This window comes from Bradyrhizobium sp. USDA 4510, from assembly GCF_054059095.1.
This window is the reverse complement of sequence record NZ_JBSSBT010000001.1, coordinates 2,279,716-2,300,417: the sequence shown is the minus strand read 5'-3', so window position 1 is coordinate 2,300,417 and position 20,702 is coordinate 2,279,716. Positions and strand designations below refer to the sequence as shown.

General features: G+C 65.9%; 20 protein-coding genes. 10 read left to right on the top strand and 10 right to left on the bottom strand.

The features are described from left to right. Positions 1–151: 151 nt before the first annotated feature. Positions 152–688 carry a YcgN family cysteine cluster protein gene (locus tag ACVMDN_RS10150; protein ID WP_057020199.1) on the bottom strand — a complete coding sequence of 179 codons (537 nt, stop codon included), beginning with the start codon at positions 686–688 and terminating at the stop codon, positions 152–154. A gap of 288 nt (positions 689–976) precedes the next feature. On the opposite strand from ACVMDN_RS10150, the gene ACVMDN_RS10145 reads away from it, so the two are divergent. Genes ACVMDN_RS10145 through ACVMDN_RS10135 form a run of 3 tightly spaced genes read left to right on the top strand, consistent with a single transcriptional unit; the run spans position 977 to position 4,459 of the window. Then, positions 977–3,262 (top strand): transglycosylase domain-containing protein, encoded by a 2,286-nt coding sequence (locus ACVMDN_RS10145; RefSeq protein ID WP_456835267.1) that lies wholly within the window; start codon positions 977–979, stop codon positions 3,260–3,262. A gap of 1 nt (position 3,263) precedes the next feature. Then, a complete protein-coding gene (locus ACVMDN_RS10140) occupies positions 3,264–3,842 on the top strand; it encodes a DUF1214 domain-containing protein (protein ID WP_456835268.1) in 579 nt (192 codons plus the stop codon). Beyond that, positions 3,839–4,459, top strand: a complete 621-nt coding sequence (locus tag ACVMDN_RS10135) for a DUF1254 domain-containing protein (protein WP_057020197.1) — start codon at positions 3,839–3,841, stop codon at positions 4,457–4,459. The genes ACVMDN_RS10140 and ACVMDN_RS10135 overlap by 4 nt, the downstream gene beginning before the upstream one ends. Here the strand turns inward: ACVMDN_RS10135 and ACVMDN_RS10130 are convergent. Next, positions 4,456–5,298 (bottom strand): MBL fold metallo-hydrolase, encoded by an 843-nt coding sequence (locus ACVMDN_RS10130; RefSeq protein WP_456835269.1) that lies wholly within the window; start codon positions 5,296–5,298, stop codon positions 4,456–4,458. The genes ACVMDN_RS10135 and ACVMDN_RS10130 overlap by 4 nt on opposite strands. A 91-nt stretch (positions 5,299–5,389) precedes the next feature. On the opposite strand from ACVMDN_RS10130, the gene ACVMDN_RS10125 reads away from it, so the two are divergent. Then, positions 5,390–6,250 (top strand): LysR family transcriptional regulator, encoded by an 861-nt coding sequence (locus ACVMDN_RS10125; protein WP_316394526.1) that lies wholly within the window; start codon positions 5,390–5,392, stop codon positions 6,248–6,250. Between the two features lies 1 nt (position 6,251). Here the strand turns inward: ACVMDN_RS10125 and ACVMDN_RS10120 are convergent, their stop codons facing one another. Together ACVMDN_RS10120 and ACVMDN_RS10115 are read right to left on the bottom strand one after the other, a co-directional pair. After that, positions 6,252–7,019 (bottom strand): hypothetical protein, encoded by a 768-nt coding sequence (locus tag ACVMDN_RS10120; RefSeq protein ID WP_038379546.1) that lies wholly within the window; start codon positions 7,017–7,019, stop codon positions 6,252–6,254. 16 nt (positions 7,020–7,035) lie between these two features. After that, complete coding sequence (locus ACVMDN_RS10115; RefSeq protein ID WP_026192521.1) at positions 7,036–7,230, bottom strand: hypothetical protein; 195 nt, start codon at positions 7,228–7,230, stop codon at positions 7,036–7,038. A gap of 295 nt (positions 7,231–7,525) precedes the next feature. Here ACVMDN_RS10115 and ACVMDN_RS10110 point away from each other — a divergent pair, with 295 nt between their 5' ends. After that, positions 7,526–8,458, top strand: a complete 933-nt coding sequence (locus ACVMDN_RS10110; RefSeq protein WP_143271184.1) for a DUF2336 domain-containing protein — start codon at positions 7,526–7,528, stop codon at positions 8,456–8,458. Here ACVMDN_RS10110 and ACVMDN_RS10105 read toward each other — a convergent pair. After that, positions 8,455–8,799 carry a DUF1491 family protein gene (locus tag ACVMDN_RS10105; RefSeq protein ID WP_456784350.1) on the bottom strand — a complete coding sequence of 115 codons (345 nt, stop codon included), beginning with the start codon at positions 8,797–8,799 and terminating at the stop codon, positions 8,455–8,457. The genes ACVMDN_RS10110 and ACVMDN_RS10105 overlap by 4 nt on opposite strands. A gap of 225 nt (positions 8,800–9,024) precedes the next feature. Between ACVMDN_RS10105 and ACVMDN_RS10100 the strand changes: the two genes are divergently transcribed. Further along, positions 9,025–10,758, top strand: a complete 1,734-nt coding sequence (locus tag ACVMDN_RS10100; protein ID WP_456843636.1) for an ankyrin repeat domain-containing protein — start codon at positions 9,025–9,027, stop codon at positions 10,756–10,758. Between the two features lie 31 nt (positions 10,759–10,789). Here ACVMDN_RS10100 and ACVMDN_RS10095 read toward each other — a convergent pair whose 3' ends face one another. Together ACVMDN_RS10095 and ACVMDN_RS10090 are read right to left on the bottom strand one after the other, a co-directional pair. After that, complete coding sequence (locus tag ACVMDN_RS10095; protein ID WP_199805192.1) at positions 10,790–11,530, bottom strand: peptidoglycan-binding domain-containing protein; 741 nt, start codon at positions 11,528–11,530, stop codon at positions 10,790–10,792. Beyond that, the gene (locus ACVMDN_RS10090; protein WP_200844492.1) at positions 11,523–13,334 is read right to left on the bottom strand and encodes a PAS domain-containing sensor histidine kinase; all 1,812 of its coding nucleotides are present in this window, start codon (positions 13,332–13,334) and stop codon (positions 11,523–11,525) included. The genes ACVMDN_RS10095 and ACVMDN_RS10090 overlap by 8 nt, the downstream gene beginning before the upstream one ends. Before the next feature lie 433 nt (positions 13,335–13,767). Here ACVMDN_RS10090 and ACVMDN_RS10085 point away from each other — a divergent pair, with 433 nt between their 5' ends. Then, positions 13,768–14,148 carry a DUF5330 domain-containing protein gene (locus ACVMDN_RS10085; RefSeq protein WP_168856462.1) on the top strand — a complete coding sequence of 127 codons (381 nt, stop codon included), beginning with the start codon at positions 13,768–13,770 and terminating at the stop codon, positions 14,146–14,148. A 144-nt stretch (positions 14,149–14,292) separates the two neighbouring features. Beyond that, positions 14,293–14,724 carry a SufE family protein gene (locus ACVMDN_RS10080; RefSeq protein WP_141343262.1) on the top strand — a complete coding sequence of 144 codons (432 nt, stop codon included), beginning with the start codon at positions 14,293–14,295 and terminating at the stop codon, positions 14,722–14,724. Positions 14,725–14,728: 4 nt separating this feature from the next. On the opposite strand, the gene ACVMDN_RS10075 is transcribed toward ACVMDN_RS10080, so the two are convergent. Both ACVMDN_RS10075 and ACVMDN_RS10070 read right to left on the bottom strand, forming a co-directional pair. After that, entirely contained in the window at positions 14,729–15,142 is a 414-nt protein-coding gene (locus tag ACVMDN_RS10075) for a MucR family transcriptional regulator (RefSeq protein ID WP_057015640.1), read from the bottom strand. A 177-nt stretch (positions 15,143–15,319) separates the two neighbouring features. Beyond that, positions 15,320–16,210, bottom strand: a complete 891-nt coding sequence (locus ACVMDN_RS10070) for a DUF308 domain-containing protein (RefSeq protein ID WP_316394547.1) — start codon at positions 16,208–16,210, stop codon at positions 15,320–15,322. 339 nt (positions 16,211–16,549) lie between these two features. Here ACVMDN_RS10070 and ACVMDN_RS10065 point away from each other — a divergent pair, with 339 nt between their 5' ends. After that, a complete protein-coding gene (locus ACVMDN_RS10065; RefSeq protein WP_076833154.1) occupies positions 16,550–18,199 on the top strand; it encodes a glycosyltransferase family 39 protein in 1,650 nt (549 codons plus the stop codon). 147 nt (positions 18,200–18,346) lie between these two features. Then, the gene (locus ACVMDN_RS10060; RefSeq protein WP_456835271.1) at positions 18,347–19,126 is read left to right on the top strand and encodes a class II aldolase/adducin family protein; all 780 of its coding nucleotides are present in this window, start codon (positions 18,347–18,349) and stop codon (positions 19,124–19,126) included. A 103-nt stretch (positions 19,127–19,229) separates the two neighbouring features. Here the strand turns inward: ACVMDN_RS10060 and ACVMDN_RS10055 are convergent, their stop codons facing one another. Then, positions 19,230–20,630: a M20/M25/M40 family metallo-hydrolase gene (locus tag ACVMDN_RS10055; protein WP_253587382.1), complete on the bottom strand. Its 1,401-nt coding sequence runs from the start codon at positions 20,628–20,630 to the stop codon at positions 19,230–19,232. Positions 20,631–20,702: the final 72 nt, after the last annotated feature.

Genomic DNA, 20,702 nt, shown 5'->3' with positions numbered 1-20,702 from the left:
TAATGCTGCTGCGCGGGCGCGTCCCGCGATGGAATCATTCTCTGCTTCGCAATTTATGCAGCAATTGAATGCTGAGGCAGGCACCCCAGCGCATGGGTGCATCCCGCCGCGATGTTCTCGCGGTGACGTGATCGCGGACGCGGCGACGACGTCACGCTTTGGTCGTCTTGCCCAGCGTTTTCGGCCGCTTCTTCAATTGTGCCCGTTTCGGCAGCAGCGCCGGCCATCGCACGATATGATCCTCGAGATCGGCGTCGTTGACATCGAGCTCGGTGCCCTCCACCCGCCCGCGCACCGAGACGCCGGCTTCATGGACGGTGTTGGGATCGCCCGAGATCAGGGGATGCCACCAATAGAGGTCCCGCCCCTCGGCCACCAGCCGGTAGCCGCAGCTCGGCGGCAGCCAGTTCAGCGTCCGGACGTTTTCGGGTGTCAGACGGACGCAATCCGGAACCTGGTCGGAACGGTTCGGGTAGTCCTTGCAGGTGCAGAGGCCGGAATCGAGCAGCTTGCAGGAGATATGGGTGAAATAGATCTTGCCGGTGTCCTCGTCCTCGAGCTTCTCCAGGCAGCACCGTGCGCAGCCGTCACACAGGCTCTCCCATTCGGCGTTGGACATCTCTTCCAACGTCTTGGTTTTCCAGAAGAATCCCTCCTGGTCCGACGGGCGCTTGGGCGATGCGGTCATGATATCCCTGAAATGGCGGTGCAACTCTTCTTGGGATGCCGGCAACGCTTGCGCAAGGGGGTGGTATTGCGGGGTCGAAAAAGCCGGTGGGCAGCGTTAGGGCTCCCATTAAATTCACAAGCCGCGCCATTGGTTTATGGCAGCCGCTCGGATAGAACAACGAACGAGTCCCCATCGACGCAAAAGCGCCTTGGGATTGCCGCAACATCGAAGCAAGACGCTGCCCTGTGCCCGGTTTGGGCGCCCACAGCGCAGTCGAACTGATCAAGGGTCCGGTCCTTTCAGATCATGCCGTCCCATTGGAAACAGAGGGTCCGGAACTTCTTCCTGGACCTCGATGCGCGTATCGACTCGACGCTGTTCTCGTCGGGCAAGGGCCTGCGCGAGCTCTACGAGCGCTATTCCACCTTCATGGACCGCTTCTATGTCGGCCGCTGGAAGCGCTGGGTGTTCATCGAGCCGCTGTCGGAGGCCGCAACCCTTGGGCTCGGCGGCATGATCCTGATGCTGACGCTCGCGATCCCCGCCTTCCGCGAGACCGCCGACGAGGACTGGCTGAAGAAGTCCGACCTCGCGGTGACGTTCCTCGACCGCTACGGCAACCCGATCGGCAGCCGCGGCATCAAGCACAATGACTCGATCCCGCTGGAAGATTTTCCGGACAATCTGATCAAGGCGACGCTCGCGACCGAGGACCGCCGCTTCTACGACCATTTCGGCATCGACGTGCCGGGCCTTGCCCGCGCGCTGGTCACCAACGCGCAGGCCGGCGGCGTCCGCCAGGGCGGTTCGTCGATCACCCAGCAGCTCGCCAAGAACCTGTTCCTGAACAACGAGCGCACCATCGAGCGCAAGGTGAAGGAAGCCTTCCTCGCGATCTGGCTGGAGACGCGGCTCACCAAGAACGAGATCCTGAAGCTCTATCTCGACCGCGCCTATATGGGCGGCGGCACCTTCGGCGTCGACGGCGCGGCGCATTTCTATTTCAACAAGTCGGTGCGCGACGTGAATCTCGCGGAGGCCGCGATGCTCGCCGGCCTGTTCAAGGCGCCGACCAAATACGCCCCGCACATCAACCTGCCCGCGGCCCGCGCCCGCGCCAATGTCGTGCTCGACAACCTCGTCGATGCCGGCTTCATGACCGAGGGCCAGGTGTTCGGCGCCCGCCGCAATCCGGCGGTCGCGGTCGACCGGCGCGACGAGAACTCGCCGAACTACTATCTCGACTACGCCTTCGACGAGATGCGCAAGCTGGTCGACACCTTCCCGAAATCCTACACCGAGCGCGTCTTCGTGGTCCGCACCGCGATCGACATGAACGTGCAGAAGGCGGCCGAGGAAGCGATCGAGAACCAGCTGCGACAGTTCGGGCGCGACTATCACGCGACGCAGGCCGCGACCGTGGTGTCCGATCTCGACGGCGGCATCCGCGCCATGGTCGGCGGACGCGACTACGGTGCGAGCCAGTTCAACCGCGCCACCGACGCCTATCGCCAGCCGGGCTCGTCGTTCAAACCCTATGTCTACACCACGGCGCTGCTGAACGGCTTCACGCCGAACTCGAAGATCGTCGACGGCCCGGTCTGCATCGGCAACTGGTGCCCGCAAAACTATGGCCATTCCTATTCGGGTCAGGTCACGCTGACGCAGGCGATCACCCGCTCGATCAACGTGGTGCCGGTCAAGCTCTCGATCATGATGGGCGGCAAGGAAGGGCCGAAGGCGGGCCGCGCCAAGATCGTCGAAGTCGCGCGGCGCTTCGGCCTCAAGGCGCCGCTGCCCGATACGCCATCGCTGCCGATCGGCTCCGACGAAGTCACGGTGCTGGAGCACGCGGTCGCCTATGCGACCTTCCCGAACCGCGGCAAGGCAGTGACGCCGCATTCGGTGCTCGAGGTGCGCACCGGCGCCGGCGACCTGGTCTGGCGCTGGGACCGCGACGGCCCGAAACCGCGGCAAGCGATTCCGCCGAACATCGCCGCCGATATGGCGGGCATGATGAGCCACGTGGTCAGCGAAGGCACCGCGCGCCGCGCCGCGCTCGACGGCATTCCGACCGCCGGCAAGACCGGCACCACCAACGCCTATCGCGACGCCTGGTTCGTCGGCTATACCGGCAACTTCACCTGCGCGGTCTGGTACGGCAATGACGACTATTCGCCGACCAACCGCATGACCGGCGGTTCGCTGCCGGCGCAGACCTGGCACGACATCATGGTCGCGGCGCATCAGGGCGTGGAGGTCAAGGAGCTCGTCGGCGTCGGCATGGGCCAGAAGCTGCCGCCGCAGCCGGCGCAGGCCAATGCCCAGGCCAACGCGGCGCCGCGCGTATTGGAGACCAAGCCGGGCCCGCCGCCGGTCTTGACCAAGCGCGGCGCGGATATCCTGGTGCGGGTCGAGAAGCTGCTCGACGACGCGGCCAGGACGGCTGAGAAGACCACCGGCAAGACCACGCTGAACGAGTCCTCGAAGACCGGCAAGGCCGAGTCCTCGAGCGCGCTGGCGTTCCCCGAAAACTACGTTGCCGCGGCCGGGCCGGACGGCGCGACACCGGCACCGCCACGCAAGAACTGACGTGCGGCTCCTCCTCACCACTTTGCTGGCACTCGTCATCGCCACCGCCGTCGGCCTCGGCCTGACCTACGCGACGGCGACCCGCGGCACCGATCTCGGCACGCTGAAGATCGGTGCCTGGACCGCGCGGCCGAAGAGCGGCACCTCCGATGTCGATCCCTACTCGCGCGCCACCATCGCGCGCAGCGGCGAGCTGCCGATCGGCACCGGCGACGGCATCGCGTTCTCGGCGACCACAGACGACAAGAACAAGCCGCTCGACGGCCGCTGCGACATCGTGGTCAGCGGCGTGACACCGGCGGCGCGGTTCTGGACGCTGACACTGTTCGACCGCAAGGGGCACCTGGTCGCCAACTCGCTGCAGCGCTACGGCTTCACCAGCCAGGAGATCATGCGCGCCTCCGACGGCACGTTCGAGATCCACATCGCCTCGCGCTCGCGCGCCGGCAACTGGCTGCCGACCGGCGGCATCGAGCGCTACGCGCTGATGCTGCGGCTCTACGACACGCCGGTCGGGGTCGCGACCCGCACCCAGCGCGACGCGCCAATGCCGTCGATCACAACGACGGGCTGCCCATGATCCGCGTGCTGCTCACCATCCTCGCAGGCGTGCTGCTCGGCGGCGTGGTGCATCTCGTCAGCGTGCTGGCGCTGCCGCGCATCGCCTCGCAGGACGCCTATTCGCGACTGACGCCGATGACCAAGCTCAACGAGGTGACGCAGCTGCCGCTGGCCGACCCGAGCCATTCGCCGATGCCGCTGATGGATCCGGCCTTCGCGGTGGCGATCTGCCGCTACGATCTCTCGACCGGGCCGCTCAAGCTCACCGTGCCGGTCAGCCAGGCCTATACGTCGGTGTCGTTCTACACCCGCAACGAGGTCGCCTATTACGCGATCAACGACCGCTCGGCCGGCAAGAAGGTGATCGAGCTCGACCTGATGACGGAAGCGCAGCACAACGAGCTGCCGGAGGACGAGGAAATCACCGCTGCCGACCGGCTGATCATCGACTCGCCGACCTCAACCGGCCTGATCCTCCTGAAGGCGCTGGCGCCGGAGCCCGGCCTGATGCCGCAGGCGCAGGCCTCGCTCGCCGCCTCCTCCTGCAAGGTGCAGACCGAGCCGGTCGCGGCCAAGCAGGAGGCGCCGCCGCCGCTGCCTGTGCCGGCCCCGCCGCCTGCGGCACGCAAGCGCTAGCTCGCGGCGAGCGCGTGCCGGCCGCAGCGGCAGGTCTCGTAGTCGACGGGATCGTGGCTGTTGACGATCGTCACATCAGCGCCATGCGCCGCCTTCAATTGCCGCAGCCGCTCCTGGTTCTGGATGCGCATCGCGCGATCCATGTCCGCCCGGCGCTGGAACATGCCGAGCACCAGCGGGATCCGCGGCCTGGCATCGAGCTGCGCATGGTGGAAATAGGCGTCGCCGGCGTGCAGCAGCCAGCTGTCCTTGTCGCGCACCGCGATCCCGCAATGGCCGAGCGTGTGGCCCGGCAACGGGATCATCAGGATATCAGGCTCGCGGTCGCCGAGCGCGCGCACGCCCTTGAAGCCGAACCAGTCCTCGCCGCCGGCACCGTAGAACGCCCAGTCCGGCCCGTGCTGCCACTGCGCCGTGATGTAGCGCCCCTGCGGCGGCGCGACCTGATGCGTCACCGCCATGTCGTACTCCTTCCGATGGACGTGCACCTTGGCCTTCGGAAAGTCCGGCACGCCGCCGGCGTGATCGCGGTCGAGATGCGTCAGCAGCACATGGCGCACATCGTCCGGCGAGAAGCCGAGCGCCTTGACCTGCCGCACCGCCGCCTCGGCCGGATCGAGCCGCGGCGTCGTCTGCCGCACCCATTTGCGTCCAAGCCGCGGTGGGTCGCCGATATCGTCGAGCCCGATTCCCGTGTCGACCAGCACGAGGCCGTCATTGCTCTCGACCAGCAGGCAATGACAGACCATCCGCGCCCGCTGGAAGATGCTGCCGCTGCCGTTCACGAGCCGCTTTCCGATCGGGCACATCGTGCCGGTGTTGAGATGGTGGATGCGCATGACAAGTCCTCCGCTGTAACAGGCGCAGACTTGCCACTCGCATTTCCATAGGTAAAATATTGTCTTTCTATCGATGTGATAGGATGTGCCTATGGATATCCGCGAACTCCGCTACTTCGCCGCAGTCTACCGCGAGCGCAATCTGACCGCCGCGGCGAAGCGCTGCTTCATCTCGCAGCCGTCGATCTCGGCGGCGATCACCAATCTCGAGGCCGAGCTCGGCACCACGCTGTTCATCCGGCACAAGAAGGGCATGGCCCCGACCGCCTCAGCCGCGCAGTTTCACGGCATCGCCCGCAGGATCATCGACGAGGCGGACGCGGCGCGAAACCTCTTCCGCAAGCCCGCGACGCGGCAGGCGCTGACGCTCGGCCTGTTGCGGACGCTCGATCAGACCCGGACCATCGCGCTGCTGAAGCCGCTGACCGGCAATACCGATCTTGCGCTCCGGCTGGTCGGCGCCAGCGAGAAGGCCGACGCGCGGATCGTCGCCAAGACCATGGTCGGCGCCGGCGAGCACTTCATCCCGCTGTGGAGCGAGCGCTATGTCGCGGCATTGCCGCCCTCGCATCCGCTGACGCTGAAGGAGACGCTCCGGACCACCGACTTCGCCGGCGTTCCGATGATCGATCGTTGCCATTGCGAGCAGCAGGAATTCTTCAAGGGTGCCTCACCGCCGCGCAAGCCGGTGGCGATCGCGGAATCCGAGGAATGGGCGATGGCGCTGGTCGCGGCTGGGGTCGGCGTCGCGATCGTCCCCGAGGGCGTGGCGCGCGGCAATCCGGACGTCGCGACGCGCGCGATCGATATCGACGTGACGCGCCAGGTCGGCCTCGCCTACCCCTCGGCCCACCCGCCCTCCGATGCGCTGAAGGCATTCATTGCGAGCTTGCCACGGCAAGCCAACAGTCGCCGGGTCAAATCGACGGCGAAGAAAACGAAGCGTGCCTAGACTAGCCCTTCGTCACCACGGCCTGGCCCGTCACCGGCGCGGAGATGAGCGGCGCATTGGCGGTGAGCCGGGCGAGTTCGTTGATCTGGCGCTCGGCGTCGGCCGCCATGCCGTCTGGCGCCTGGATCACCAGCCGCTCCAGCGCCCAGCGATAGGACGAGATGCGCCGCTCCAGGGCCTGCTGGACCCATTGCACGATCAGCGTGTTCTCTTCCATCCGCGCCACCGCATCGGCGCGTTCACGCGGCGACACATCGGCGATCATGTGGAGGCTGGCATTGCGCTTGCGATCGAGCTCGATCACCTGGATCGCGGTGGCGAAGAACGGCTCGAAGCGGGTGATGTCGTCGCGCACCTCGTCGATCAGCAGCGAATAGCGCGAGGCGAACGAGCGATGCGGCTCGTCGATCAAATTGCGGCCATAGGCGGTGCGATCGAACACGACCCTCTGCCGCCACGGCGAAGGCAGCGGCTGGTAGTCGCCGAATACGCTCTTCCACGCCGGACGCGACAGCGGCGGCTCGATGAACTGATAGGCGAGGTCGCGCAGCTGACGTTCGTGTTCGGTGAGCTGGAATTGCGAGGCGTTCTTGCCGATGCTGCCGGTCGCCTCGGCACCGATCCAGCGATGCATATCGTCGTTGCGGAAATCGGCGCGGGTGCGGCCGAAATCGCCGCCGCTGCAGCCGGCGAGCGCCGAGCCTGCCAGCAGCAGGATCAGCGCCGGGAGTGACCGCCGCGCGACGGTCCGCTGCACAAGCTCCGGCATTGCCCGATGTCCGCGATCAGGAGCGGCGTCGGCGACGGCGGCCCTGCGCAGTGCCCTGCTCCGGTCCGCGACCACCGCCGGTCTCCTCCGTCGTTCGCTCGATCCGGACGACGGGAAGGATCAGTACGGTCCCCATGCCTTCGCCGGCAGCACCGGCCATGCCCGGCCGCCGTGCAGCCGCATCCGCCGGAAACTCAACGATGGTGCCCATGTTCCGTTCTCTCTGGCCCCGCACGGACATGATTTGCCCCGCGCACGCCGAGTTAAGAACGCGCATGGTTAATGACATCTTAAGCCGCCGGTACGGACGGTTACGGATATGGCGCTGTGCCTTAATAGACACGCGCAAATTCGAGCATTCACCTTCACGGCTTGTTTTCCTTAACTGCCTCTTAAAACAGCCTGCGTAGGCTCGCTGCCACAAGGCTTTCAAACCGAAGTTCACTGGCAAGTCGCGTACGCCCGAGATGAGCGCAGCTCCGCTATTTCCTGGTTTCGATGGGCTGATGACGCTCTCCCGTCGCGAGGGCGTCGACATCCGCCCGACGCTGCTGCGCGTCCTGACCGACCTCTATGTGCAGGCGAGCGCCCACTCCGCCGATGAAGAGCGCCAGTTCGTCGAGTTGACGACGCGCCTGATCGACGAGGTCGACGACGCGACGCGTGCCGCGGTCCGCGCGCGGCTTGCGATCTATCCGGCGACGCCCGCGCGGATCGTGGACAAGCTCGGGCTGCGCCGCGTCGGTCCCGACCAGCCGATGCCGGCGGCCACGCCAATTCCCGCGCCCGCCCCGTCAGCGCTGCCGGCCAAGGTCCCGACCGAAGCCGAGCTGCGGATGGCCGCGAGCCTTGCCATGCGGCCAAACGATGCCGCCGAAATCTCCGACATGTTCTTTGCCGCCAGCACGAGGGAGCGCGCGCAGATCCTGCACAATCTGCAGGAGACGCCGCTGAAGGCCGCGGCGCGGATCCCGGCCGCGCGCGCCGCGCGCGCGATCCATATCCTGGAGATGGCAGCGTTTGCCGAGGACCTCGATAACTTCACGCTCGAACTCGGCGAGGCGCTGATCCTGCCGTCGCGGATCGCCGCGGACGTCGTCAACGATCCCGGCGGCGAGCCGCTCGCCTGCGCGATGCGGGCGCTTGACGTGTCGAGCGCCGCGTTCCAGCGGATCCTGATGTTCCTCAATCCGGAAGCCGGCTCCTCGGTCAACTACGTCTATCGGCTGTCGCGGCTCTACGATCGCCTGAGCGAGCGCTCGGCGTTGGTGATGCTGGCGGCGTGGCGCGGCTCGACCATGGCGGTGGCCCGCGCCAGGTATCGCTCGTCGCTCTATGACGATGAGCGTCATCGCGTGCGCGCGACGGCGTCGCAGACGCGCCCCGCGTTGCAGCCCGGCAGCGCGCCCGCCATTCGCAACCAGAAGTCCGGAAGCTAGTTTTTCGCCAGATCAAGAAAGTGCCGCCCGGCACGGTCCTCGGTCTCGACGATCCAGGCATCGGGATCAAAGCGGAGCTCCTTGGTCAAGCGCTCCTCGACAGACGGCTCGGATACCGGCTGTGGTGCCATCGGCACGAACAGCCGCTCGACCGGACGGCTGTCGTCATAGACCGTCTGCGGCGCCGGCGCATACAGCATCGCGTTGCCGTCCATCAACGCCACCTTGACGAACACGGCGCCGGCTTCCTCAGCGCCCTTCTTGCGGACTGCGCCGAACACGCCCTCGGTCTGGCAGCGGCGCAGATACGCCGCGACCCAAATGCTTGTTTTCAATCGCATGCGCCGAGCTATAGGCCAGCGGCGCGGTCACGTCCAATTGTCACAGATGTCGTCACGCCGCGGCGGGTTGACCGAACCAATCGTCACCCATATCCTTGCATCTGCGGTGCAAGCCGCGCCCGGGTCCACGGGAAGGGTTGAACCCACTTGCACCAATTGAGCGGCCAACCAAGCCTTTGTGCAGCCGGTTTTGTGGACCATCGGCGATGATGCACGGAGGTTTCCATGGACCGATCGCCCGGGCGATTGAATCTCGATCATCTGAAGAAGCAGGCCAAGGAGCTCATTCGCCTTTATCGGCGGCAGGCGCCAGAGGCCTACGCGCGTTTCCGGCATGCGCTTCCGGCTGCGGCCGGGCGCAGCGACGCTCAAATCGCCGCGCTCAATCTGCAGCTGCACGATGCGCAGTCCTGCGTGGCGCGCGATCTCGGCTTCGCCTCCTGGCCGGACCTGCGGCGCTATGTCGACGCACAATTGCCGTCCGGTAAAAGCAAGGCCGATCGCGTGCGGCGATGGCTGCAGCTGGTCTATGCCGCGGACGTCGCCGGCACCACCGACCGCGCCAATCCGCGCGTTGCGGCGCGGATGCTCACCGAGGATTCCAGTCTTGTCGCCGACGATCCCTATCTCGCCTGCGCCATCGGTGACGAGGAGACAGTGCAACGCACCGCCAACGACGATCCCACATGGGTCAACCGTGCCGGCGGTCCGTTCAAACTGCCGCCGCTGGTCGCCGTGACGCATTCCAGCCTGCTGCAGATTCCGGAATTTGAAGCGCGGCTGCATCGCTGCGCACGCCTGCTGCTGCAGGCCGGCGCCGATCCCGACCAGCACATCAGCAGCCGCTGGCCGCCCGGAACGCTCGACGCACCCGATGACAGCAATCCGCTGTCAGCGCTGTACGGCGCCGCCGGCCGCAACCACGATCTCGAACTGACCAAACTGTTGCTCGAAGCGGGCGCCAACCCGAACGACAATGAATCGCTCTACCACTCGCTCGAAGGCTCGGTGACGACTGGCCTGCTGCTCGAGCATGGCGCACGGATCGCCGGCACCAACGCGATGTACAAGGTGCTCGATGACGAGAACGTGGCGGCGCTCGACCTGCTGCTGCGGCACGGCGGCAATCCAAACGAACCCGCCGGCAACGCGCCGCTGACCGAATGCGGCTCGCCGTTGCTGTGGGCGATCCGCCGGCGGCGGTCGCGAACCTGCATCGCGATACTGCTCGACGCCGGCGCGGATCCGCGCATCACGACACCAGGCGGGCTCAGCGCCTACAGGTACGCGCTGCAGTTCGGACTGACCGAGGTCGCCGAGTTGCTCCGCGAGCGTACCGGCGACGAGACGCTTGCCGATGATGAGCGGTTCGTCGCGGCGTGCAGCAGCGGTGACGAGAGCGAGGCGCGGCGAATCCAGGCCGGTCGGCCCGATCTTCCAGGTTCACTTTCACCGCGGCAATTGCGGTTGCTCCCGGAGCTCGCCGCGGCAGGCGGCGACGATGCGGTGCGGCTGATGGTCGAGCTCGGCTGGCCGATCACGGTGCGCGGCGGCGATTGGGATGCGTCGGCACTCAATCACGCGGTGTTCCGCGGCAATGCCGGCCTGACGCGATTCCTGCTCGAGCACGGCGCGGAGTGGACCGAGCAGCACGGCTTCGGCGACAACGTGTCCGCGCTCCTTGTCATGGGCCTCCTGCAACGAGCCGGTCAGGGGCGGCGACTGGGTGGCCTGCGCGCAGGCCCTGCTCGATCACGGCATGCCGCGCGCTATTCCGGATCGCGACGATCCGGAATGGGTGCTGGTGGCCGGCCGCAGGAAGCTGTTCTCCGACGAGGTCAGGGACGTTCTGCTGGGCGACGCGCCTTAACTCGTCATGGCCGGGCTTGTCCCGGCCACCCACGTCTTGGCTGCAACAAGTCTCAAAGACGTCAATGCCCGGGACAAGCCCGGGCATGACGAATACATATTCAATGCCTTCGCAGAGAGACTACTCGATCGAATGGCCGATCATCGCGCCGAGCTCGCGCACCAGGCGATCGGACATCTGTCCGGTCACCGGCAGCTTGCGGGCGCGCTCGAACTTCGCGATCGCGTGCTGGGTGTCGGCGCCGATCGTGCCGGTCGGCTTGAGCTGGCCGTAGCCATACTCGGTCAGTGTACGCTGGACCGCGGCGATGCGTTTTCCGGCCGGGCTCAGATGCTGTGTCGGAATCGACGCCGGCGGACGAATGACGCTGGACGGCGCGGCGGCCGGGGACGGTGCTGCGGCCGGTGGCGCAGTGGTCGATTTCAGCACCAGATTGGCCATCGGATCGACCGGCTTGGCCTCGACCTTGGGTTCTGCCGGCTTGGCTTCGACGGACCTGGTCTCGGCCGGCTTGGTCTCCACCGGCTTCACGTCGACGGGCTCGGCCGATCGGGCAGCCGCCTCGGCCGGACGCGGGCGCGGTATCGGGCTGGTGGCCGCGGCAACCGGGGCCGGCGGCGGCAGCGTCACAACCGAACCGCCGAACATCGGCGACGGATGACGGCCCGCCTGCAGGAACAGCGCATTGATCAGGATCGCAACGATGGCAGACGTCGCCAGCACGCCGGCGACCAGATCCTTCGGACTGTGCAGCAGCAGGCGCAGGACGAGGCCACGTTCCTCCTCGGCCGCGATGGCCACTGCCTTGGCGCCGCGGCGACGGCGCGGCGTTTCATCGTCATCCAAAGTCTGTCTAGGCACTCTTCTTCACCTGATGGGTTTGCTCTTGTAGTCCGGAACGCAGCGCGGGCTTCAGGGTCGAGACATTGCTGGACGGCTCGACGGCGGCGGGCGGGGTGAACGCCAGCGGCAGCGCGACCGATACAATGGTGCCCTCGCCCACCTTGCTCTCCACATTGATTTCGCCGTGGTGCAGGCCGACCAGCCCCTTCACGATGGAAAGACCAAGACCGGTGCCCTCGTGGCGGCGCTGATAAGTCTTGCCGGCCTGGAAGAACGGATCGCCGATCCGCTTGAGATCATCGGCGGCGATGCCGACGCCAGTGTCCGAGACACGCAGCACCAGCCGCGATCCCTCGACACCGGCCGACACGGTGACCTTGCCGCCGCGCTCGGTGAACTTGATGGCGTTCGAGACCAGATTGAGCACGATCTGCTTGAACGCGCGCGGATCGCCGTTCACGATCGGCAGATCGTCGGGCACGCGGGTGACGAGATCGACGCCGCTCTCGCGCGCCTTCAACGCCACAAGATTGCAGCAATTGAGCAGCGCAGGCCGCGGCGCAAACGGCTCCGGCGAAATCTCGAAATTGCCGGACTCCATCTTCGACATGTCGAGGATGCCGTTGACGACCGACAGCAGATGCTGGCCGGAATCGTTGATCAGCTGCGCGTATTCCTTGCGGCGGGCCACGTCGAGGCCGAGCACGTCTTCCTGCGCGATCATCTCGGAGAAGCCGATGATGGCGTTGAGCGGGGTGCGCAGTTCGTGGCTCATGGTGGCCAGGAAGCGCGTCTTCGACGCATCGGCCTGCTCGGCCACATTGCGCGCCTGTTCGAGCGCCTGCTCCTGCACCTTGCGATCGGTCACGTCGCGGATCACGGCGACGACCTCGGCATCGGCGGCGGCCTGATCGAGCGGGCGGCAGCGCATCTCGGCCCAGATGAATTCGGCGACGGCTTCGCCCCGCGCACCGTCACGGCGCACGCGGAACTCGACGCTGCGGGAGTCACCGCGCGCGGCGTCCGACAGCGCCGTGAGATAGGCCGGGCGATCGGCGACATGAACGCGGTCGAACAGGCCGTGGCCCAACAGCCGCGATGCCGGCACGCCGAGCATGTTCTCGGCCGCGGGCGAAATGAAGCGCACCGCGCCGTTGCGGCTGTGCCGCGACAGCACGTCGCTCATGTTATGCGCGAGCAGGCGGTAGCGCTCTTCCTCGACATAGAGCAGCGCCACGCTGGTGCGCGCCAGCGACTCCGCACCGAAGGCGAGCCCGGCGGCGTAGAAGATCGCCGACACGACGCCGAAGCCGACCAGCGTGCTGTTCGAAGCAACCGCGGGATCGACGACCGGCAGTACATGATAATGGCCGAGCACGCTCAGCAGCGCCGCGCAGATCATCGCCAGCGCGAACGCAAACGCCACCACGCGCCGGGAGGCCGACAGCGCCGCCTCGATCGGAATGACGACGAGCCACACGGCGGCGAACGAGGCGAGGCCGCCGGTCGTCGCCGCGATCATCATCACGAGACCGGCGAGCGCCAGCGACGACAGCACATGCGCGCCTTCATAGCGGCCGGTGCGCGACAGGAACCACGACAGCAGGATCGGCGCGATCAGCCAGGCGAATGCCGCGACCTCGATCGCCGTCGGCGCACCGCGCATCGCAAGAAAGGCAGGGAACGAGGCAAGCGCCGCCAGGCTGCCGAGCAGCCGCGGCGCCATGAAGGCACGATGGCGCGCACGCGTCAGCGCATCATATTGCGCCGACGGATGCAGCAGCGCATCCAGGCAATCGCGGATCAGACTCAAACTACTCACAGCACTCGCGCTTCGGCTCAATCGTCAACACAGACGCGCCGGAACGCCTCCTTCGTGATTGCAGGTCAACGTGTCAGAGCGAACTTAAGCGAACGCTAAGGCTGGGCGGCCTGCCGCCAAACACCGTGCATTGGAGCGGGCTTGACCCGCTATTCACCGGCCATTTGTCGGGGATGGTGAACGGCTGGTTTCCGGATGCGACATTCTATGGTTTCGAAATGGTGGACGGGGCGAATCCTGCGTATCCGGCGCGCGTCGGCCGCCATCAATCGAAAATTTACGGCGAATCAATTCAGGCGAATTTTCCGCGATTTTTCGGCGGATTTACTTCAATGCAGATACTTCCGATTTATCGACCGATGCTAACCCTCAAGGCCAATAGCGGCATCGACCGCGCAAGAAGCAAAACAAGACAGACGACCGGGATCGCGCCATGTTCTTCCTGCTGCGTTTGGCATTCTGGCTCGGGCTTGTGCTCGTGCTGCTGCCGAGAGACAAAACACCCGAAGCGGACAAGGCGCCGCAGATCAGCGCGTCGGACGCGGTGTCGGCCGCGACCGCGACGATCAACGACATGGGTCAGTTCTGCAAGCGCCAGCCGTCTGCCTGCGAGGTCGGCGGCCAGGCCGCGACCGCGATCGGCCAGCGCGCGACCGACGGGGCGCGCAAGCTCTACCAGATCATCACCGACAAGAAGCCACCCGACCACACCGGCTCGATCGGCCAGGACGAGACCGATTCAGCCACCGCGTTCCGCGACACGCTGACCGCGGAGGATCAGTCGATCGAATTCCGCCTGCCGCCGACGCCGTGAGCGGAAACCAAAGCGCTGTCGAGCGAGGCAGGCACCGGTTCGCGTGAAGAAAACGCGTCAAAACAGCCGGGAACCGGTTCCATTTTCATCGCTTTCGCGGCCCGCCTTCCTATATAAGCCGTCAAGGACAGGAAGCGGGCCACGATGACGACGATCGACGAAATCAGGGACAATTTTGCGCTGCTGGACGAGTGGGACGACCGTTACCGCTATGTCATCGAGCTCGGCCGCACGCTCGAACCGTTGTCGGAGGCGGAGCACTCGGCCGAGAACAAGGTGCAGGGCTGCGTCAGCCAGGTCTGGCTGTCGAAGCGGATCGAGCGCGATGCCAACGGCGAACCGCGCCTGATCTATATCGGCGACAGCGACGCCCACATCGTGCGCGGCCTGGTCGCGATCGTGCTGACGCTGTTTTCTGGGCAAACGCCCAAGGAAATCCTCGGCACCGACGCGCTCGCGCTGTTCGACGAATTCGGCTTCCGCGACCATCTGACGCCGCAGCGCTCCAACGGCCTGCGCTCGATGGTCGACCGCATCCGCAACGATGCGCGCGAGGCGCTGGCGTCCGCCGCGTAGATCTTTACTTCCGCTTCCGCGCCTGCTGACCGAGACCCATCTTCTTGGCGAGCTGCGATCGCGCCACCGCATAGTTCGGCGCCACCATCGGATAGTCGGCCGGCAGGCCCCATTTGTCGCGATACTGCTCCGGGGTCATGTTGTACTGGGTGCGCAGATGGCGCTTCAGCGACTTGAAGCGCTTGCCGTCCTCGAGGCACACCAGATATTCGGGCGTGATCGACTTCTTCATCGACACCGCAGGCTTGGCCGGCTCGCTCGGCGTGTCGTTGCGTCCGCTCGACACCCGCAGCAAAGCGGAGTGGACCTGGCTGATCAGGTTCGGAATGTCCGAGGCCGGCGTCGGATTGTTGCTGAGATAGGCCGAAACGATGTTGGCGGTCAGCTCGACCGGCGTTTTGCCTGACGTATCGGACATGGCTCAATCTTCCCCGTGCTCTCGGCAGCCCGGCGCCCACCGGACAGTATCCATGCGCAGCAATACATTAATGGAATCGCGTACTACTTTGCGAATATGCACGAATTGCAGCAAATCTGACAACAACGGCCGCGTTTCCGGCTACGGGCCGGCCGCGCGCAAGTATTGGCCCGGATCTTAAGGCCGCTGCTCCAGATGCGACCTGAGCTCGTCGATCGAGGCAAATCGCATCATGCCCTCCGGCATCTGCGCCTCGATTGATCCGTCCGAATAGAGCGAATAGGCCATGCCGTCGACGACGCCGGATTTGAGCACGGTCACCGGCGGCTGCTCCTGCGGCGGCGGCGGATGGCCCGACGACGGCGAGGCGGCGGCGGCCGACTGGGCCTCGCCGAAGGTGGATGGCGTCCGGGGGCCGCGCCGCGGGGCGACGTCGACCGGCCGCGGCCGGTCGGCCTTCGGCCAGGCATCGTCGAAGGTTGCCGACGCCGGTTCGGCCGAACCACCCGGATTCGGACGCAGTTCCGGCGACAACAGATCCGGCGTGAGCGGTTCGGCGGCACGCCCCTGGCTCCGCTCGCGCTCCTTGCGCGAGGAGGAAAACAGCAGATTGCGCCGCTTGGGCGGCGCAGCGCCATCCGCGGGCGCGGCCGCCGGTGCGGGCGGCGGCACCTCGCCTGATGCGCCGCGCGAGGCGATCTCGTCGTGCCAGGGCGGCGCCGCGGGAGCGGATGGCGGGAACGCTGGAGCCAGCGGCGGAGGCGCCGAGACCTTCGGCTCAGGCGGCGGGAACACCGGATCGTCGGGAGTGCCGCGCGGGGAAGTTGCAGACGGCGACCCGGACCGCAGACCCACTGCCACGACGGCATCGAGCCGGTCGCCCATGGCCTGGAGTTCGCGAAGGATGGCGGCAAGGGCGAGAACAATCACGCCGGTACATGCGCCGGTCACGCCTGTTGCGATCAACGTGCCGCCGACGCTGAATTCCTTGTTTGGAATTCCGAGGCCGATCGCCGCCAGGCCCGCCACGACCAGGCCCGCGCCGACGACCAACAGACCAACCTTCATCGAACTAACCCCCGGGAGACCCATCCGAAAATCGGCGCGGGCCACCAACGCCACGATACCGTCATATTGCCCACACCGCCAACCGCCAATTGTAGACAGAGTTCCCTAAAATCCCGCTTAACCAAGCCGCGATGCGTTGCTTCACCGCGGCCGCAGTGGCTGTCGGGCAGCCAGCTCCCGTAGATCTACTGGCTACGAATTGCTGCCAATTTATTGCAACGCATCTGGGAAATTACGCCACAATTACCAATTACTCGGAAACGGAACTGCGCTATGGATGCCGGGGAATGAGGCCCTAAAGCGCCAATCTGGGCCACAGGCACGCCGGTATCACTAGCTATGTCATCGATTACGACGTCTGCCCTCGAGGCGCCTGCGCGGCGCTCGGTGGAGAAGACCTGCGACGATCTCGCTGTCCTCGTCCTCGGCGTGGTCGCCGTGGTCGCCGGCTTGACGTTCCGCGATTACGGTCTGGGCTGGGACGATTACACCCACGCTGAATATGCCGACCTCCTGCTGCGCATGTACGAGTCCGGGTTCAAGGACACCGGCGCGCTGTCGTTTGCCAATCTGTATATGTACGGCGGCGGCTTCGACATGGCCGCGGCCTTGCTGCACAAGCTCATTCCGCTCGAACTGTTCGAGACGCGCCGCCTGCTCGGCGCGATCGTCGGCGTCATCGGCCTTGCCGTAACCTGGCGCCTGGCACGCCGTGTCGGCGGCCCGCTGGCGGGACTGGCGGCGCTGCTGCTGCTGGCGCTGTGCCCGACCTTCTACGGCCACATGTTCATGAATCCGAAGGATGCGCCGTTCGCCGTGGCGATGGTGGTCCTGATCATGGGCCTGGTCCGCCTGATCGAGGAATATCCGGCGCCCTCGCCGCGCACCATCCTGATCGTCGGCCTGGGGGCCGGCCTGTCGATCGGCTGCCGCGTGCTTGGCGGGCTCGCATTGATCTACGCCGTGGTCGGCTTCGTCCCGCTCCTGATCGAGGAATTCCGCAAGCAGGGCCCGCGCGAGGCGACCCACCGCTTTGCCCATGTCGTCTATGTGCTGCTGCCGGGACTTCTGCTGGGCTATCTCGTGATGGGCCTGATCTGGCCGTGGTCGATCATGGAGCCCGGACATCCGCTCGAAGCGGTGACCTATTTCTCGCACTTCTTCGAGAAACCGTGGAAGGAGATGTTCGACGGCGCGCTGGTGTCGGTGCCGGACATGCCGTGGTCCTATCTGCCCACCTTGTTCGCGCTGCAGCTTCCCGAAGTGCTGCTGGTGCTGCTGGCCGCCGCCGTCGTCATCACCTTGATGTCGCTGTCGCGCTATGACGTCACCGCGAAGCGCAAGTCGATCATGCTGATGCTGACGCTGGCGGCGACGCTGCCGCTGGTGATCGCGATGGTGAAGCGGCCGGCGCTCTATAACGGCATCCGCCACTTCATCTTCGTGATTCCGCCGATGACGGTGCTGGCCGGCGTCGCATTCGCGCGCGGCATGGACTGGCTCGGCGAGAACCGCCGCGCCTGGCAGCCCGCGGCGCTCGCCATGTTCGCATTCGGCCTCTTGCTGCCGCTCAGCGAAATGATCCGCCTGCATCCGTATCAGTACACGCACTTCAACCACATCGCCGGCACGGTGCGGACCGCGGACAACTTCTTCATGCTGGACTATTGGGGCCTGGCGCTGAAGCAGGCATCCGACGGGCTGCGCGAGCAGCTGGCGGAGCGGCAGGAAGTGCCGCCGCAGAACCGCAAGTGGAAGGTCGCGGTGTGCGGACCGCAGCGCCCCGCGCAGGTCGCGCTCGGCCCCGATTTCACGATCGGATGGGACAGCAATGCCGCCGACTTCGCGATGACGCTCGGCGAATTCTACTGCAAGGGCCTGGCCGCGCCGGTCATGGTCGAGATCAAGCGCGACGACGTCGTGTTCGCCCGCGTCTATGACATCCGCGGCCGCAGCATCTCGAGCCTGCTGGCGATCCCGGCGCCGTAACGCATCAGACTGGCCCACTGACGATCGCCGTTCGGATCGTGGGCCGCATGCCGACATGACTGTCACGCCGTTACCCTGCCTTGCTGCGGTCCGGCGGCGGCGCTACGCTTGGACCAAGCAATAACGCCATCAATGGAGCAATCGGCCATGTCGCCAGCGGAAGTGCGCCTGAAGGAAGTGCCGTCGGATATGAGTGCGGCGGAATGGGAGCAGCGGATCAATCTTGCTGCCTGCTACCGGCTGGTCGCGCTCTATGGCTGGGACGATCTGGTCGATACCCACATCTCCGCCCGCGTGCCGGGGCCCGAGCATCACTTCCTGATCAACCCCTACGGGCTGATGTTCGACGAGATCACCGCGTCGAGCCTCGTCAAGGTCGACCTCGACGGCAACCAGCTTTCGAAGAGCGACTACAGCATCAACCCGGCCGGCTTCACCATCCATTCGGCGATCCACGAGGTGCGCGAGGACGCCGGCTGCGTGCTCCATCTGCACACCGTCGACGGCACTGCGGTATCGAGCGGCCCCGACGGGCTGCTGCCGCTGAACCAGACCGCGCAGCTCGTCACCCACGACCTCGCCTATCACGACTATGAAGGCATCGCGCTCGATCATGACGAGCGCCCGCGCCTGCAGCGCGATCTCGGCAACAAGAACCACATGCTGCTGCGCAATCACGGCACCCTGACGGTCGGCCGCTCGGTCGCCTCCGCGTTCGAGCGGATGTACCATCTGGAGCGCGCCTGCTCGATGCAGGTGGCGACCCGCGCGCTCGGACCGATCGCCTATCCGGTCGACCAGCATGCGATCGACAAGAACACCGAGCTGCTCTCCAACCCGGACCGCGCCGAGCTGCGCTCGACCCAGCTGGTCTGGCCGCCGCTGCTGCGCAAGCTCGACCGGGTCAATCCCGGCTACCGTGATTGAAATTTCATAATCTTCGGGTAGGCTAACGGCCAACACCCTCTGCACTACCGAATCAAAACGCCGCCCAATTCCGGGCGGCGTTTTTACGTGAATTGCCGTTGCGCTATTTGGCGTCGCCGAACGCCGCCAGGATCCGCGCCCAGGAGCGGATGCCCTTGTGGTAGCTCTTGAGGTCGTACTTCTCGTTCGGCGAATGGATGTTGTCGTCGTCGAGCCCGAAGCCGATCAGCACGCTGTCGAGGCCGAGCGTGTGCTTGAAATCGGCGACGATCGGGATCGAGGCGCCGGAGCCGATCAGCAGCGCCTCCTTGCCCCATTCGTCGGTCAGCGCGCGGCGCGCGGCTGCCAGCGGCTTCATGTTCCAGTCGAGCGCGATCGCCGGCGCGCTGGAATGGTCGGTGAACTCGGCCTTGCAGTCGGCCGGCAGGCGCGCCTTCACATAGTCGCGGAACGCCTTTCGGATCTTCTCGGGATCCTGTCCCTCGACCAGGCGGAACGAGACCTTCGCTGACGCCTCGGCCGCGATCACCGTCTTGGAGCCCTCGCCGGTATAGCCGCCGACGATGCCGTTGATGTCGCAGGTCGGGCGCGAGGAGACCTGCTCGATCAGGAGCCGGTCCTTTTCGCCGGCGGGCACCGAGAGGCCGATCGGCTTGAGGAAGCTCTCCGGCGTCAGATTGAGCTGCTTCCACTGGGCCAGAATATCCGGCGGCAAATCCTTCACGCCGTCATAGAAACCGGGGATGGTGATGTGGCCGTTCTCGTCATGCAGGCCGCCGAGGATCCGCGTCAGCACGCGGATCGGGTTCTGCGCGCCGCCGCCGAACACGCCGGAATGCAGATCGCGATTGGCGGCCTTGATCTTGACCTCGTCATAGACCAGGCCGCGCAATGAGGTGGTGATCGCCGGCGTATTCGGGTCCCACATGCCGGTGTCGCAGACCAGCGCGAAGTCGGCCTTGAGGTCGTCCTTGTTCGCCTCGAGGAACGGCACGAAATTCTTCGAACCGATCTCCTCTTCACCCTCGATGACGATCGTGATGTCGACCGGCAGCGATCCCGTCACCGTCTTCCAGGCACGGCACGCCTCGACGAAGGTCATCAACTGTCCCTTGTCGTCCTCGGCGCCGCGCGCGACGATAATCTTGCGCCCGTCGGCATGGTCGGTCACGACAGGCTCGAACGGCGGACGGTGCCAGAGATTCAACGGATCGACCGGCTGCACGTCGTAGTGGCCGTAGAACAGCACGTGCGGGCGTCCGTCGGCCGAGCCGTTCAGCTTGCCGACCACGGCCGGATGGCCGGCAGTCGGCCGCACTTCGGTCTTGAAGCCGACTGTCGCGATATCCTTGGCGAGATGATCGGCAGCCGCCTTGCAGTCATCAGCGAAGGCCGGATCGGCCGAGATCGATTTGATCCGCAGCAGCGTGAACAGCCGCTCGAGACTGTTGTCGAAATCGGCGTCGATACGGTCGAGGACGGGCTGCAGCTTGGCGTTGGACATCGCGGATATCCTTTTTGTTGGACGTTGCGCCAGGTTGTAGCGCGCCGGCCGCGGGAGGCAAAGCCGGTCTCC